This window comes from Rahnella sp. CFA14(1/10) (genome assembly GCF_004195095.1).
In the GTDB taxonomy this organism is placed as follows: Bacteria; Pseudomonadota; Gammaproteobacteria; order Enterobacterales; family Enterobacteriaceae; genus Rahnella; species Rahnella perminowiae.
Genome location: NZ_SEWS01000004.1, coordinates 231,042 through 243,815, shown reverse-complemented (window position 1 = coordinate 243,815; position 12,774 = coordinate 231,042). Strand labels below are relative to the sequence as shown.

The 12,774-nt window shown below is 52.6% G+C and carries 15 protein-coding genes; 14 read left to right on the top strand and 1 reads right to left on the bottom strand.

Going from position 1 to position 12,774, the window contains the following annotated elements:
• Positions 1-55 precede the first annotated feature (55 nt).
• Entirely contained in the window at positions 56-1,036 is a 981-nt protein-coding gene (locus tag EVX52_RS10075) for a hypothetical protein (protein ID WP_129991207.1), read from the bottom strand.
• 346 nt (positions 1,037-1,382) lie between these two features.
• On the opposite strand from EVX52_RS10075, the gene EVX52_RS10070 reads away from it, so the two are divergent.
• From EVX52_RS10070 to EVX52_RS10005, 14 genes are all read left to right on the top strand, one after another.
• A complete protein-coding gene (locus EVX52_RS10070) occupies positions 1,383-2,024 on the top strand; it encodes a phage baseplate assembly protein V (protein ID WP_129991206.1) in 642 nt (213 codons plus the stop codon).
• A gap of 17 nt (positions 2,025-2,041) precedes the next feature.
• Positions 2,042-2,392 carry a GPW/gp25 family protein gene (locus EVX52_RS10065; RefSeq protein WP_129991205.1) on the top strand — a complete coding sequence of 117 codons (351 nt, stop codon included), beginning with the start codon at positions 2,042-2,044 and terminating at the stop codon, positions 2,390-2,392.
• Between the two features lie 4 nt (positions 2,393-2,396).
• A complete protein-coding gene (locus tag EVX52_RS10060; protein WP_129991204.1) occupies positions 2,397-3,305 on the top strand; it encodes a baseplate assembly protein in 909 nt (302 codons plus the stop codon).
• Positions 3,298-3,828 carry a phage tail protein I gene (locus tag EVX52_RS10055; protein ID WP_129991203.1) on the top strand — a complete coding sequence of 177 codons (531 nt, stop codon included), beginning with the start codon at positions 3,298-3,300 and terminating at the stop codon, positions 3,826-3,828. The genes EVX52_RS10060 and EVX52_RS10055 overlap by 8 nt, the downstream gene beginning before the upstream one ends.
• A gap of 14 nt (positions 3,829-3,842) precedes the next feature.
• Positions 3,843-5,393: a phage tail protein gene (locus tag EVX52_RS25755; RefSeq protein ID WP_370278330.1), complete on the top strand. Its 1,551-nt coding sequence runs from the start codon at positions 3,843-3,845 to the stop codon at positions 5,391-5,393.
• Between the two features lie 7 nt (positions 5,394-5,400).
• Complete coding sequence (locus EVX52_RS10045; RefSeq protein WP_129991202.1) at positions 5,401-5,853, top strand: tail fiber assembly protein; 453 nt, start codon at positions 5,401-5,403, stop codon at positions 5,851-5,853.
• A gap of 134 nt (positions 5,854-5,987) precedes the next feature.
• A complete protein-coding gene (locus tag EVX52_RS10040) occupies positions 5,988-7,175 on the top strand; it encodes a phage tail sheath protein (RefSeq protein WP_129991201.1) in 1,188 nt (395 codons plus the stop codon).
• 11 nt (positions 7,176-7,186) lie between these two features.
• Entirely contained in the window at positions 7,187-7,705 is a 519-nt protein-coding gene (locus tag EVX52_RS10035; protein WP_129991200.1) for a phage major tail tube protein, read from the top strand.
• 57 nt (positions 7,706-7,762) lie between these two features.
• Positions 7,763-8,065, top strand: coding sequence for a phage tail assembly protein (locus EVX52_RS10030; protein ID WP_129991199.1), 303 nt, complete (start codon positions 7,763-7,765; stop codon positions 8,063-8,065).
• Between the two features lie 32 nt (positions 8,066-8,097).
• Complete coding sequence (locus EVX52_RS10025) at positions 8,098-8,217, top strand: GpE family phage tail protein (protein ID WP_198659659.1); 120 nt, start codon at positions 8,098-8,100, stop codon at positions 8,215-8,217.
• Entirely contained in the window at positions 8,210-10,660 is a 2,451-nt protein-coding gene (locus tag EVX52_RS10020; protein ID WP_129991198.1) for a phage tail tape measure protein, read from the top strand. Before EVX52_RS10025 ends, EVX52_RS10020 begins: the two co-directional genes overlap by 8 nt.
• A 13-nt stretch (positions 10,661-10,673) precedes the next feature.
• Positions 10,674-11,138, top strand: a complete 465-nt coding sequence (locus EVX52_RS10015) for a phage tail protein (RefSeq protein WP_129991197.1) — start codon at positions 10,674-10,676, stop codon at positions 11,136-11,138.
• Positions 11,135-12,298 carry a phage late control D family protein gene (locus EVX52_RS10010; protein ID WP_129991196.1) on the top strand — a complete coding sequence of 388 codons (1,164 nt, stop codon included), beginning with the start codon at positions 11,135-11,137 and terminating at the stop codon, positions 12,296-12,298. The genes EVX52_RS10015 and EVX52_RS10010 overlap by 4 nt, the downstream gene beginning before the upstream one ends.
• 85 nt (positions 12,299-12,383) lie before the next feature.
• Complete coding sequence (locus EVX52_RS10005) at positions 12,384-12,602, top strand: DNA-binding transcriptional regulator (RefSeq protein WP_129637984.1); 219 nt, start codon at positions 12,384-12,386, stop codon at positions 12,600-12,602.
• Positions 12,603-12,774 lie beyond the last annotated feature (172 nt).

The following is a 12,774-nucleotide window of genomic DNA, read 5'->3' as shown; positions in this document are numbered from 1 at the left end:
CTCCCCTGATAATTTCATTGAAATGTAATGACTTACTGCTTCATGATAAGCTATTTTAAATATCACTCATAATTTTTCTTGCTAGATCTTGCCTAAGATATTGTGTGTTAATAAGTTTTTTATAAAGGAATATATGCTGCTTAAAGAAATCAAAACCTGACACACTGAATTTTTCCTCAAACTCCTTTAGCTGCGCGTAATGAATCGATGCTGAAGAGTTACCGATATCATGGATAAAACGTGCAAGTTCTAATAACTGATAGTTGGCCATTTTTGCCACTTTAATAAATTCATCTTCATTATATCTCCAATGGTTAATTTCAATGTCAGCCTCTGCATGATTAAAGTAACCGCTATTTTTTGCAATCTCTGTAATCTCTGCGTCGTGAGTTGGCTCTTTCATAATAAAATCGCAAACATTACCAATTGTTTGAATGTTCTGGCCGAATTTATTACGGATCTCAATTAGCATTTTTATAGTATCGTCCTGTGTCTCTTGCCCAGGATCCCTAGTTGTTGAAAAATATATTTCCTCTTGGGTTGCCTCCCTTACGCAATTGTTAACTCGCATTAGGATTTTTTGGGATTTGTTTATTTCCTCTGGGCTGCAATAATCAGGGTTTTTCACAATTTTTATTCCTGCATTATAATATGTCTGGGCCACAAGTCTTGAGCAGAATTGCTTGTAGGTAGCTTTAGGTTTTATTGGCCTTTTTACGGCAATGGCTTCCTTAACCGAATAAACAGTTCCTACGAGGGAACGAGGGTAATTTATTATTATTCCTCTTTGTAAGGCATTCAGTTTTATCCTAGGCCGTAGTACAATAACTTCAGATAATTTATCGAATAATAATCTTTGAGTGTTTTTTGAATATACTCCTCCGCCATCAGAATGGATCAGTGTGCCATCGGCCCATATCATGGCATGAGAAAACTCACCCCATGTAAATAATCTGACCGTTTTACTTTGTAAAGTTTTTTCAGCGGTGAGAATAATGTCACCAACTTGTAGCTTTTCATGATCAATAATGTACATTTGAAAACTCCTTTTTTATAAATACTAATTATTAGAATGCTAAAGAATAATATAAATATAAAAAACTCTAAAGATGAAGGGGTGGTTTTCGAGAGCATTTAATTTTCCATGATTATCCAGTGGTGCCACATACTCTTAATTGTATCTCTTCTCAAACCTGTGTTTGAAATTAAATTATAAATCTAAAAACCTTAATGTTTGCAAGGAAATTCTATCAAGCGGATTAAAAGAGCACAACTGTCTTTTAATATTAGTAAATATCTCAAAACTCACTAGCGAGTTGTGCCAAGGTTCATCCTACGCTTGTGTGTTGCCTTTGGATCCCTCGGGCGGCATCCTTCCTGTCATGAATACACACGAAACACTCTCCGAAGTTTCCCGCGCGATGCGCGACATTATCCGAATCGGTGTGGTCGCAAAAGTCGATACCGAGCTGGCTCTGTGCCGCGTCCAGACGGGCGAAATTCTCACTGACTGGCTTCACTGGCTGACGCCCCGCGCCGGTAGTTCGCGTACTTGGTGGGCTCCTTCCGTCGGTGAGCAGGTTCTGCTTTTATCACTCGGTGGTGAGCTCGATACCGGGTTTGTTTTGCCGGGCATTTACAGCGATGACTTTTCCGCACCGTCTGTATCCGCAGAGGCGTATCACGTCAGCTTTTCTGACGGCGCTCAATTTCAGTATGAACCGGCCAGCGGTGCGCTGACGGTCAGTGGTATTCAGACCGCTGAAATTTCCGCCGCAACGTCAATCAGCGCCACCGCGCCGAATGTCACCGTCACGGCCAGCGGGAAAATCACGCTCGATACGCCGGAGGTGGTGTGTACCAACAAGCTGACTACCGGCTCATTAGAGGTGAAAAAAGGCGGTGCGATGAAAGGCAATATTACGCACACCGGCGGCGCGTTTACCTCCAACGGTGTGCAGGTAGATACCCATACACACGGTGGCGTTCAGACCGGCGGTGGAAATACCGGTAAACCGAATTGATAGCTGAGGTCTTGATAATGAGTAATGCGAGGTATCTCGGCATGTCCCGCCATTCGGGGCGCGCGGTTGAAGACATGGCGCACCTCAACCAGTCGGTGAGCGATATTCTGAGAACGCCGATAGGTTCGCGGGTTATGCGTCGTGATTACGGCTCGTTGCTTTCCGAACTGACGGACCAGCCGCAAAACGCCGCGCTCCGCCTGCAAATCATGGCCGCGTGTTATTCCGCGATCCTCAAATGGGAACCGCGCATCAGTCTGACGGGCATCACCTTTGATTCGACTTTTGACGGCGTGATGGTGGTCAATATCACGGGTAACCGAACCGATACCCCCGGCAGTTTCTCCTCTTCCCTCTCACTGAGTTAACGCTATGGCCACGATTGATTTAAGCCAGCTCCCCGCGCCGGATGTGGTGGAGGAACTGGACTATGAAACCCTGTTTGAAGAACGCAAAGCCACGTTACTGTCACTGTATGACGAGAGCGAACGCGAGGCCGTCGCCCGCACCTTGGCGCTGGAATCTGAGCCTATCGTCAAGCTGTTGCAGGAGAATGCTTACCGTGAGGTGATTTTACGTCAGCGGGTAAACGAAGCGGCGCGCGCCAATATGCTGGCCTACGCCACCAGCGCTGACCTCGACCAGCTCGGTGCAAACTATAACGTTGCACGTCTGGTTATCACGGAGGCTGATGATTCCGTTTTGCCGCCGGTGGCTGAGGTGCTGGAAAGTGACGGGGATTTCCGCGTGCGCATTCAGCAGGCTTTTGAGGGGCTGAGCGTGGCCGGATCAACCGGCGCTTATCAGTTTCATGGCCGCAGTGCTGATGGCAGGGTGGCGGATGTGTCAGTGATTAGCCCGGCACCGGCCAATGTGACTATTTCCGTGCTTTCGCGTGAAGGTGACGGTACGGCCAGCTCGGAGCTTATCGGGATTGTAAATACCGCGCTTAATGCTGAGGACGTGCGCCCGGTGGCTGACCGCGTGACGGTGCAATCGGCGCAGATTATCCCTTATCAGATTGCCGCCAAGCTCTATGTTTATCCGGGGCCGGAATTAGAGCCCGTCAGGCTGGCCGCAGTGGATAAGCTTAATGCCTACACGCTGGCACAGCACCGGCTGGGGCGAGATATTCGTCTCTCGGCTATCTATGCCGCGCTGCATGTTGAAGGTGTGCAACGGGTCGAACTCACGCAGCCGCTGGCCGATATCGTGCTGGATGATACGCAGGCGTCTTATTGCACTGAGTCCTCAATCACTATCGGGGGCACCGATGAGTAATGCGCGCCTGTTACCTGTGGGCTCCTCGCCGCTGGAGGTTGCCGCCGCTGAGGCCTGCGCTGCGCTGACCGCTGTCCCCGTCCCGCTGCGCGATTTATGGAACCCGCAGACCTGCCCGGCGAAGTTCTTACCCTATCTGGCGTGGGCATTTTCGGTTGACCGGTGGGACGAAAGCTGGCCGGAGGCAACGAAACGCGGCGTGATCCAGTCGGCTTATTTCATCCATACCCATAAAGGCACTATCAGCGCGATCCGCCGGGTGGTTGAGCCGCTGGGGTACGTCATCAAGATTTCTGAATGGTGGGAAACCAACAGCCCGCCCGGCACGTTTCGCCTCGATATCGGTGTGCTGGAAAGCGGTATTACCGAAGAAATGTATCAGGAAATGGAGCGGCTCATTGCGGATGCGAAACCCGCCAGCCGCCACCTTGAGACGCTGACCATTATTCAGGATATCCCCGGCCATATTTTCGTAGGCGCACTTTCTTACGACGGCGACATCATCACCGTTTATCCGGCCTAAGCAGAGGAAAACTTATGGCGACTTATAAAGCATTACTGACTACCGCCGGAGCGGCAAAAATCGCCGCCGCCACGGCTGGTGGAACGCAGGTCAAAATCACACATATGGCCGTTGGTAATGGGGGCGGAAAACTCCCAACCCCTGACCCAAAACAGACCAAACTTGTTAATGAGGTTTACCGCGCTAATCTCAACCGCTTAAGCATCGATGCCAAAAACAGTAATTATCTGGTGGCCGAGCTGGTTATCCAGCCTGATGTCGGCGGCTTCTGGATGCGTGAAATGGGCTTATATGATGCTGACGGCGTGCTGGTTGCTGTCAGTAATATGGCTGAAAGCTATAAACCCCAACTGGCCGAAGGGTCAGGCCGGTTACAGACGCTGCGCATGGTGCTTATCGTCAGTGAAATTGATGCCGTAGCGCTGAGCATTGACGGCTCTACAGTGATGGCCACGAAAGACTATGTTGACGATAAGCTGGCCGCACATGAAAAATCCCGTAACCACCCGGACGGCACCCTGACAGATAAAGGATTTGTGCGGCTTAGCAACTCTTTTACCAGTGATAGCGAGTCATTGGCCGCAACACCAAAAGCGGTAAAAGCAGCCAATGACAATGCAAACGGGCGTTTACCATCCGATGGAACGGCGCAAGCGGCCAGTAAGCTGGCGACGGCGCGAAAAATTGCCGGTGTTGATTTTGATGGTACGAAAGACATTAGTATTACCGCTGCCGGTGTCGGAGCTTTACCTGCTGCCGGAACTGCCGCCGCAGCGACCAAGCTGGCGACGGCGCGAAAAATTGCCGGTGTTGATTTTGACGGCACGAAAGACATCAGCATTACCGCAGCGGGTGTGGGTGCCTTTCCTGCGCAGGGTGGCACGGTTGGCAGTGACGGCGTAAGCACCCCATATCTGGCGGTGACTGGCCGTGACTGGATGACCAAAAACGGCAATTATGCCTCCGGCAATGACTATCAAACGAACTGGACGCGCATTAACGGCAGGTCAAGTTCTGACGCCAAAGTTGATGTGTACCATTATGAAAGCACGGGGCATTACCACTCACTCAACTTTCATGTATTCGGCGGCGGAAATGAAGGGTATTTCAATCATCGAAATGATGGGACTTTCTTTTGTACCGGGGCTCTGATTGGCGCTGCTGCAACAGCTAACGAACATGCCGTCAATCTCGCCCAACTTAATGCCGCCGTGGCGCGGAGGGCATTGCTTGCAGGCTCTACGGTGCAGACATTCGATGTCGCGCAGGCAGCGTCATGGGGGCATGCGGTGCGTCTTGACCAATTCCAGTCCGGCAGTAATGGGAATGGTGCGTGGGTTAAACTGCCAAATGGCCCACAGTGGTGCAGACAAAACTTATCTTTACCCGCCAATACGACAACAACGTGGACATTCCCCGCCGGATTTTCCGGTACTCCGGCTTTATTTATTTCAACGTTCAACGGGGAGTTGAAAGCATGGTTCAACGGTGCCTCTGGCAGTGGTGCGAATATTTATAACGCCAGCAATTCCGCTTTGAACGTCAATTTATTAGCAATTTGGTGAGTAAATTATGAATACAAATATTGAGCCGGACAGTGATATTGAGCAACCTGTTTACGAAACACGATATTTCATTGGTGTGGATAAAAACAATTACGTCAATAGTATGATGATTGCATTTACCGCAGAGGAAGCGGAAACCTATACACAGCAGGGGCTTCTGATGTTATCTGCTGATGTATTTGAGTCCATCGGGCAGGATTCCCAATATATTGATGGTGAAGTTATTCAGGGAGCGCCAAGGGTCGTCGAACTTACGGCAGAAGCCGCGAAAACTATCGCCGCGTCCAAGATTTCTGAAGCGACCATCCGCATCAATATATTGCAGGATGAAATAGATTTGGATCTGAGTACAGAGGCTGGTGTAGCGGAGTTGAAAGTCTGGAAGGCATACCGCATAGCTCTTAACCGTCTGGATTTATCCGCTGCACCTGATATCGAATGGCCACAATATCCGGGCTAATTTATGCTTGGTCTCATTGCCCCGAAAGGGGCTTTTTTTCGCGTGTTGTACTGACTCCCTCCCAACGCTCACCCCTCGCCCTGACTCCCGTTAAACAACAAAATTACCTTGCCTATTTTAACGGAGTTAAGCCGATGAGTGATTTTCACCACGGCGTGCAGGTCGTCGAAATCAACGACGGAACGCGCGTCATTACCACCGTATCCACGGCCATTATTGGCATGGTCTGTACGGCCAACGATGCTGACGAAAAAGTCTTTCCCCTAAATACGCCGGTACTTATCACCGATGTGATCGCCGCGCAGGGCAAGGCGGGGAAAACCGGTACGCTGTTACCGGCGCTGACGGCCATTGGCGACCAGTGCAAACCGGTCACTGTCGTGGTGCGCGTGGCTGAGTCAGAAAACGAAGACGAGGAAGTCGCCGCCGCCGAAACCCTTTCCAACATCATTGGTGGTGCGGATGAAAACGGTCAGTACACTGGCCTGAAAGCCTTGCTAACTGCCGAAGCTGCCACCGGCGTGAAGCCGCGCATTCTCGGCGTACCGGGGCTGGATCCGCAGGAAGTCGCCACGGCGCTGGCCACGGTTTGTCAGTCGCTGCGCGCGTTTGGTTATATCAGCGCATGGGAATGCAAAACACTCTCTGATGCGATTAAGTACCGTGACAATTTCAGCCAGCGTGAACTGATGCTCATCTGGCCTGATTTTATTTCATGGGACACCACGGCAAACACCAGCTCTACCGCCTACGCCACGGCGCGCGCGTTAGGTCTGCGCGCCAAAATAGACCAAGAAACCGGCTGGCATAAAACTCTGTCTAACGTCGGCGTTAACGGCGTGACCGGTATCAGCGCCTCGGTGTTTTGGGATTTGCAGGCATCCGGTACTGATGCTGACCTGCTCAATGAGGCCGGTGTCACGACGCTGGTACGCAAAGACGGCTTCCGCTTTTGGGGTAACCGCACCTGTTCTGATGACCCGCTTTTCCTGTTTGAGAACTATACCCGCACCGCGCAGGTGCTGGCTGACACAATGGCCGAGGCGCATATGTGGGCGGTGGATAAACCGATGACCGCCTCGCTTATCCGCGACATTATTGACGGTATCAACGCCAAATTCCGTGAGCTCAAATCGAACGGCTACATCATTGACGGCACCTGCTGGTTTGATGAATCGGCCAACGATAAAGACACCCTGAAAGCCGGGAAACTTTACGTCGATTATGACTACACGCCGGTGCCGCCGCTGGAAAGTCTGACCCTGCGTCAGCGCATCACTGACACCTATCTCGTCAATCTGGCCGCATCCATTAAAAGCTAAGGGCATTCACCATGGCACTTCCTCGCAAACTGAAATACCTCAACCTGTTTAACGACGGTCTGAGCTACATGGGCGTGGTGCAGTCTGTCACGCTGCCCAAGTTGACCCGCAAGCTTGAGAACTATCGCGGCGGCGGTATGAACGGCTCCGCGCCGGTGGATTTTGGTCTGGATGACGACGCGCTGACCGTTGAGTGGTCAATGGGCGGGCTCCCGGACGAAACCCTGTGGGCGCAGTATGCCGCCGCCGGTGCGGCGGATGTGCCGCTGCGTTTTGCCGGGTCATTCCAGCGCGACGACACCGGCGATACTTCCGCCGTGGAAATCGTCATGCGGGGGCGTCACAAAGAAATCGACACCGGCGACATGAAGCAGGGCGAGGACACCGAAAGCAAAATCACCACGCAGTGTACGTATTACAAACTGGTGATTGACGGTAAAACCCTGATTGAAATCGACACCGTGAACATGGTCGAAATCGTCAACGGAACGGACATGCTGGAAAAACACCGCCGCAATATCGGCCTGTAATCGCTGCGTGGCCGGTGAGCGCTGGCCATGCCCATAATCTGATGTGGAGATAATCTTATGAGCAATAAAGACCTGACTACTGCCGACGAAAACACCAGCGTCGTGACGCTGGATAAACCCCTCAAGCGCGGCGAAATCCTGATTGATTCGGTGACGGTTATCCGTCCCACTGCCGGAGCATTGCGCGGCGTGGGTCTGGCTGACGTGGCTAATGCGCAGGTTGATGCGCTGCTGGTGGTACTGCCGCGCATCACTTACCCGAGCCTGACAAAAGAAGAATGTAACGCGCTGGAGCTGCCAGACCTTGTGTCGCTGGCGGGCAAGGTGATTGGTTTTTTATCGCCGAATTCGGAACACTGAAGTTCCCGCCCCGGTTTGGGGTAGATGACCTGATGGCTGACGTGGCGGTGGTCTTTCACTGGCCACCGTCAGAGCTCTATCCGATGAGCCCCGCCGAGCTCGCACAATGGCGCGCAAAGGCAATCGAACGAAGTGGACACGCCAATGAGTAACGTTAAGTTGCTGGTTCTGCTCAAGGCCGTTGACCAAGCAAGTCGCCCGTTTAAATCCATCCAGACAGCGAGTAAGTCGCTGTCCGGGGATATCCGAAATACTCAAAACTCCCTCAAATCCCTGAACGCCCAAGCCGGGCGTATTGAGGGCTTTCGTAAAACGAGCGGTCAGCTTGCCGTTACCGGCCAGTCTCTTAAAAATGCAAAACAGGAAGCCGCCGCGCTGGCTGTCCAGTTTAAAAACACCACCAATCCAACGCGGGCGCAGGCCAAGGCGCTGGAAGATGCCAAGCGCGCCGCGTCTGACCTGCAAATTAAATACAACGGACTGCGGCAATCGGTGCAGCGTCAGCGTCAGGAACTGGCGCAGGCCGGGATCAATTCGCGCACGCTGTCCGCCGATGAGCGCCGCCTGAAAACCTCAGTCAGTGAGACTACGGCACAGCTCAACCGTCAGCGCGATGCGCTCGCCCGCGTCAGTGCGCAGCAGGCCAGACTCGGTACGGTAAAAAAACGCTATGACTCCGGCAAGCAGTTAGCCGCCGGTGCGCGCGGGGCGGGCATGGCTGGGGTCGGTGTGGCTGCCGCCGGGCTGTATGGGGAGGCCCGGTTTATCGCGCCGGGCATTGGTTTTGATAAACAGATGTCAGGCACGCAGGCCATTCTTGGCCTTGATAAAGGCGATGAGAAACTCGGCCAAATTCGTAAGGAGGCGCGTGATATCGGCGCGACAACGGCGTTTTCTCCGGGCGACGTTGCCCGCACGCAGACCACGCTTGCCCGCTCGGGCTATGACGCCGATTCAGTGCTGGCCGCAACGGGGTCCACCGTTAACCTGAGCCTTGCGGCGGATGTGGACATTGCCGAAGCCGCCGACATCATCACCAATATGCAATCGGCGTTTAACCTGCCGACCACGGAAATTCAGCGCGTAGCGGACGTGATGACCAAGGGGTTTACCTCGTCAAATACCGGGCTGATTGAGCTTGGCGAAGCGATGAAATATGTGGCGCCCATTGCTGAGGCGGCGGGTGCCAGCATCGAAGACACGACAGCCATGCTCGGCGTGATGGCGGATAACGGGATTAAGGGGTCGATGGCCGGTACAGGAGCAAGCGCTATTTTTAGCCGCCTGCAAGCTCCCATCGGTCAGGCTCCGGCGGCGCTCAATGAACTGGGTATTAAAACCCGAGACGCAAAAGGCAACATGCTGCCGGTTGTGGGGATCCTCCAGTCTATTGACCGGTCTTTTAAAAAGAACAAACTCGGCACCGCACAGCAGGCTGAATACCTGAAAGTTATTTTTGGTGAGGAGGCCATGAAGGGCGCGGTCAAGCTGGTGGCCGCTGCGGGTAACGGCAACCTTGCCGAGAAGCAAAGCGCGATTAAAGACTCTGCCGGCACCACGGAGCGTATCGCCAAAGTCCAGACCGACAACCTCGACGGCGATTTAAAAAATCTCGCGTCGGCATGGGAAGACTTACAGATTGAGGTTTTCGAGAAACAGGATAGTACCTTGCGCCGCCTGACCACCTCGGCCACCGAGTGGTTAGGGAAAATGGGGGCATGGGCTAAGGCCAATCCTGAGCTGACAAAAACCCTCTTTGCGCTGACCACCGGTGCGCTGGCCATTATTGGTGTGCTGGGCGGAATTGGTCTTATCGCGTGGCCAGTTATCGCAGGCATTAATGCGATTATCGCCGTCGCCGGTACGCTCGGGGTGATATTCAGCGCGGCGGGAACGGCCATTGTCACTGCGCTGGGCGCAATAACCTGGCCGGTGCTGGCCATCGGCGCGCTGTTTGTCGCTGCGGCTCTGCTTATCCGTAAATACTGGGAACCTATCAGCGCCTTTTTCAGTGGCGTGATAGAAGGGTTGGGTATTGCGTTTGAGCCGGTGAAAGAAATGTTTGCGCCGTTGAAGCCGGTTTTTGAATGGCTTGGGGATAAGCTCAAGATCGTGTGGCAGTGGTTTAAAGACCTGATTCAGCCAGTGAAATCAACCAAGGAAACCCTCGATAGTTGTAAAGATGCGGGGGTGTCGTTTGGTCATGCTGTGGCAAATGCACTTACCGCGCCATTGCAGGTGGCCAATAAGCTGCGTAGCGGCGTGGTTTGGCTGCTGGAAAAACTCGGCGTAGTGAAGAAAGAGTCTGACGACCTCGACAAAAATGCTGACAAAGCGGAGCAGCGTTCAAAATCTGATGCCGGTAATGCGGCGGAGTATCAGCCGCCGGGCGGTAATTTTGGATTCAGTTACGGCTACGTGCCGGTGTCGGCGGGTGGTGGACGTTCTTACACCGACAACAGCAAAAACAGTTATCAAATTTCCGTCGGTGCCGGTATGGGCGCACAGGATACCAGCCGCCAAGTGATTGACGCGCTGGACGCACGGGAAAGGCAGCGTCGCGCTGAGGCTCGCGCCCGCATGGGGCATGATTAAGAGGATTTTACGCATGATGTTAACGCTCGGATTATTTGTGTTTCAGCTTCAGACCGTCCCTTATCAGAGCCTGCAACGCAATGTGGATTACCGCTGGCCGTCAAATAGCCGTGTTGGCCAGCGTTCCGCGCTGCAATTTCTCGGTGTGAATGAGGAAAAAATCACCCTGTCAGGGGTGCTGATGCCGGAAATCACCGGCGGACGCATGTCACTGCTGGTACTTAATCAGATGGCGGATGAGGGTAAGGCGTGGCCGCTGCTGGAGGGCTCCGGCACTATTTATGGCATGTTTGTTGTGGAAAGCCTCAGCGAAACCCGCAGTGAATTCTTTGCCGATGGTAGCGCGCGAAGCATTGAATTTACGCTAACGCTCACCCGCGTGGATGAGACCCTGACCTCCATGTTTGGTGACTTGCAGGCGCAGGCTGACGGATTGCTGAATAAAGCCAGCTCGGCGGTACAAGGGGTGTGGTCATGATCACGGGTATGACACTCGATGCCGGGGCGAAACTGGCTCCGGCGTTTATGCTGACGCAGTCGGGTAATGACATCACGAAAGATATCAGCGCCCGGCTGTTATCTCTGACGCTCACGGATAACAGGGGGTTTGAAGCTGACCAGCTCGACATTGAGCTCGATGACAGCGACGGTCTGGTGGAAATGCCTGCTCGCGGCGCGGTGCTCTCCCTGTTCTTGGGCTGGCAGGGTGCGGCGCTGCTGGGTAAGGGAAAATTTACGGTTGATGAAGTTGAACACCGTGGCGCGCCGGATACGTTGACCATCCGGGCGCGCAGTGCTGACTTTCGCGGCACCCTGAACTCACGGCGTGAAATATCTTACCACGACACTACGCTCGGTCAGGTGGTTGAACAAATCGCCGCGCGCAATAAGCTGACGGCCAGCGTAGCCACGCAGTTGAACGCCATCAGTATTCCGCACATCGATCAGTCTCAGGAATCTGACGCCAAGTTTTTGACCCGACTGGCCACGCGCAACGGGGCTGATGTCTCAGTGAAAGCCGGTAAGTTACTTTTTCTGAAAGCGGGGAGCGGCACCACCGCCAGCGGCAAGCCCATACCGACCATGACGATTGAGCGCGCAGACGGTGACCGACATCAGTTTGCTATTGCTGACCGGGGCGCATACACCGGCGTAACGGCTAAATGGCTACACACCAAAGACCCTAAGCAGAAAAAGCAAAAGGTTAAAATCCAGCGAAAGCCAAAGTTTAAACAACTGCGCGCACTTCAACACCCCAAAGCAAAACCGGTTAAAGCCAAGGCATCGGCAGTCAAAACACCCGAAGCCAAAGAAGGTGAATACATGGCCGGTGAAGCGGATAATGTATTTGCACTGACTACTACCTACGCCAGTAAAGCGCAGGCCATGCGCGCAGCGGCGGCAAAGTGGGATAAGTTACAGCGCGGGGTGGCGGAATTCTCCATTAATCTGGCCATAGGGCGCGCGGATTTATATCCTGAAACGCCGGTGCAGGTTAAAGGGTTTAAGCGCGTCATAGACGACCAGCCATGGATTATCACTAAGGTGGTTCACTCACTCAGTAATAGTGGCTACACCACGTCCCTAGACCTTGAGGTAAGGCTTTCAGATGTGGAGTTTGATACGCAGGAAGAATGATGAATTAATTTGTTAACTGTTTGTTTTAATAGGATTTAGCGGTTAAAATGAACGCATCTTAAAGTGATTCATTGAGGTGGTGATCATGTTCCATTGTCCAATCTGCAAATACGCTGCACATACCCGTTCCAGCCGTTACCTGAGTGAGAACACCAAAGAACGTTATAACCAGTGCCAGAACATAAATTGTGGCCACACGTTTAAGACGATGGAATCATTTGACGGCTCAATTATGAAGCCGGGACATATCAATGCAGTGATGCCTCACCCAACCTCGCACGGTCAGCAAACCTTCCTGATGTGATCGCAGAAACAAAAAAGCCCCGCACAGTTAAATGCGGGGCTTTTTTGTCATTAAATCTCGAAATGGTCAATATATGGACGTGGTTTGAAATAAATCCTTATATTTCAATTAAATAAATCCTAAATTATGTCACCTTGAACTGACATTGCGGGTTATTCTCCATATTGACCAA

Bases quoted from the DNA above. Each gene is read 5' to 3' on its own strand.
- EVX52_RS10075 (WP_129991207.1), bottom strand. From the start codon at position 1,036: ATGTACATTATTGATCATGAAAAGCTACAAGTTGGTGACATTATTCTC.
- EVX52_RS10070 (WP_129991206.1), top strand. From the start codon at position 1,383: ATGAATACACACGAAACACTCTCCGAAGTTTCCCGCGCGATGCGCGAC.
- EVX52_RS10065 (WP_129991205.1), top strand. From the start codon at position 2,042: ATGAGTAATGCGAGGTATCTCGGCATGTCCCGCCATTCGGGGCGCGCG.
- EVX52_RS10060 (WP_129991204.1), top strand. From the start codon at position 2,397: ATGGCCACGATTGATTTAAGCCAGCTCCCCGCGCCGGATGTGGTGGAG.
- EVX52_RS10055 (WP_129991203.1), top strand. From the start codon at position 3,298: ATGAGTAATGCGCGCCTGTTACCTGTGGGCTCCTCGCCGCTGGAGGTT.
- EVX52_RS25755 (WP_370278330.1), top strand. From the start codon at position 3,843: ATGGCGACTTATAAAGCATTACTGACTACCGCCGGAGCGGCAAAAATC.
- EVX52_RS10045 (WP_129991202.1), top strand. From the start codon at position 5,401: ATGAATACAAATATTGAGCCGGACAGTGATATTGAGCAACCTGTTTAC.
- EVX52_RS10040 (WP_129991201.1), top strand. From the start codon at position 5,988: ATGAGTGATTTTCACCACGGCGTGCAGGTCGTCGAAATCAACGACGGA.
- EVX52_RS10035 (WP_129991200.1), top strand. From the start codon at position 7,187: ATGGCACTTCCTCGCAAACTGAAATACCTCAACCTGTTTAACGACGGT.
- EVX52_RS10030 (WP_129991199.1), top strand. From the start codon at position 7,763: ATGAGCAATAAAGACCTGACTACTGCCGACGAAAACACCAGCGTCGTG.
- EVX52_RS10025 (WP_198659659.1), top strand. From the start codon at position 8,098: ATGGCTGACGTGGCGGTGGTCTTTCACTGGCCACCGTCAGAGCTCTAT.
- EVX52_RS10020 (WP_129991198.1), top strand. From the start codon at position 8,210: ATGAGTAACGTTAAGTTGCTGGTTCTGCTCAAGGCCGTTGACCAAGCA.
- EVX52_RS10015 (WP_129991197.1), top strand. From the start codon at position 10,674: ATGATGTTAACGCTCGGATTATTTGTGTTTCAGCTTCAGACCGTCCCT.
- EVX52_RS10010 (WP_129991196.1), top strand. From the start codon at position 11,135: ATGATCACGGGTATGACACTCGATGCCGGGGCGAAACTGGCTCCGGCG.
- EVX52_RS10005 (WP_129637984.1), top strand. From the start codon at position 12,384: ATGTTCCATTGTCCAATCTGCAAATACGCTGCACATACCCGTTCCAGC.